Source organism: Streptomyces griseoloalbus (assembly GCA_014650015.1).
Lineage (GTDB): Bacteria > Actinomycetota > Actinomycetes > Streptomycetales > Streptomycetaceae > Streptomyces > Streptomyces griseoloalbus.
This window is the reverse complement of the sequence record BMUD01000156.1, coordinates 1-559: the sequence shown is the minus strand read 5'-3', so window position 1 is coordinate 559 and position 559 is coordinate 1. Positions and strand designations below refer to the sequence as shown.

The 559-nt window shown below is 70.3% G+C and carries 1 protein-coding gene; it reads right to left on the bottom strand.

The features are described from left to right. Positions 1-241, bottom strand: a 241-nt coding sequence (locus IE178_RS35345) for a DEAD/DEAH box helicase family protein (RefSeq protein ID WP_193515108.1), incomplete at its 3' end; no start/stop codon positions are given. Positions 242-559 lie beyond the last annotated feature (318 nt).

Here is a 559-nt window from a genome sequence, read left to right as displayed (position 1 = left end):
ACGCCTGAGCCGTCTGCACGAGCAGGTCCAGCGTGGGCACCGTCACCAGGATCCGCCCCCCGGGGAAGCACTCCAGCGCACACGCGGCCGCCGTGATCGTCTTGCCCGACCCGGTCGCGGACACGATCGTGCCCCGCACCCCTCCCACGGGCACCCGGGACCGTGCAGGAAATCCCACCACCCACTCACGAAAAGCAGAAAGCTGCGTCATCTGGTGCGGCCTGAGCTGAACACCCGCCATGAAAATCCTCGATCCAATTTCTAGAACGGCCGCTTCAAGAACCAATTTCCGGAGCGGCACAAAAAGGCGACTTCCACTCCGGGCCGCTCCACGCCCCACCGGGAGCGCCCCTCGCGCCGGCCCCGGGCTCCTGCCGCGCTCCGGCCGGGGCCGGCGCGGTAGCGCCGCGGCCGTGCCGCCCGGCTTCGCGAACACCCCGCTCCGGAGCCGGGCGACGGTTCTGCACCTGACGCAAGGTCAGATACAGGTCTCCTCCCCATGCCAGCCCATGGCCGGCGCCTTCATGCCGCCGTGCTCGGGGCAGTCGGTGGCCGGGAC